The organism is Idiomarina sp. UBA4206 (genome assembly GCF_002383015.1).
GTDB lineage: Bacteria > Pseudomonadota > Gammaproteobacteria > Enterobacterales > Alteromonadaceae > Idiomarina > Idiomarina abyssalis.
Genome location: NZ_DFTS01000023.1, coordinates 1 through 740 on the forward strand (window position 1 = coordinate 1; position 740 = coordinate 740).

At 57.4% G+C, this 740-nt stretch carries 1 protein-coding gene; it reads right to left on the minus strand.

Going from position 1 to position 740, the window contains the following annotated elements:
* The coding region (locus B3180_RS04980; RefSeq protein WP_286843364.1) for an FMN-binding protein at nt 1–478 on the minus strand (478 nt) is incomplete at its 3' end.
* Between the last annotated feature and the right edge of the window lie 262 nt (nt 479–740).

Sequence of the window (740 nt, forward strand, 5' to 3'; positions counted from 1 at the left end):
TCACGGTCACCGTGGCACCGGACAATCCGTCCACAGCCACCTTTCGTTCCGAAGAGGTTCCGCCCACGGTTACCCGCTGGTCCGCTTTGAGGCCCGTGTACTGATCGGTAAAGGCGTGCATTTTGCTTTCGGGTATGCCCACCAGGAGAATGGGTTCGTCGTGGTGGATTACCTTGGCGGCCTTGATGGTGCCTTCGGCATCCAGCACCACCATGGCATTGACCGGCTTGCCCGAGTAGGCGGGGGTCTGGACAAAATCCAGTGACTGATAGGCGTAGCCCACCAACTCCTTACGGACGTAGAGCTCCTGGATGGCCCGATTGCCTTTCCGGGGAATCACCCGGGTGACATCGGGAAACGCCTGCTCAATGACCTGACGACCGGCAACGGGCTCATACTTGGACAGAGGCGCTGCATCCAGGGCCATGGCCATGATCGACGCGAAAAAGACAAAAGCGAAACGGGAAAAAACGGACACAGAAGACTCCCTGAGAAAAAGCGCCTTATTGCTTCAGCCTAGGCAAATTAGAGGAAAATCAAATACCTCTTATTGAATACACCTGGCGGAGGAACTGATCGACTTCACGCTGTCAGCCCAGGCTGACAGCGTTTCCGTATGAATCGAGAGGGAGGTAATTACTTATATGGCCGAGGCGGATGGACTCCACCATCATGGTCAGCGGCTGCTGCGCCTCATCGGTGGATGGGGGCGTGCCACCGCGGCCGGACATGGCGGCGAC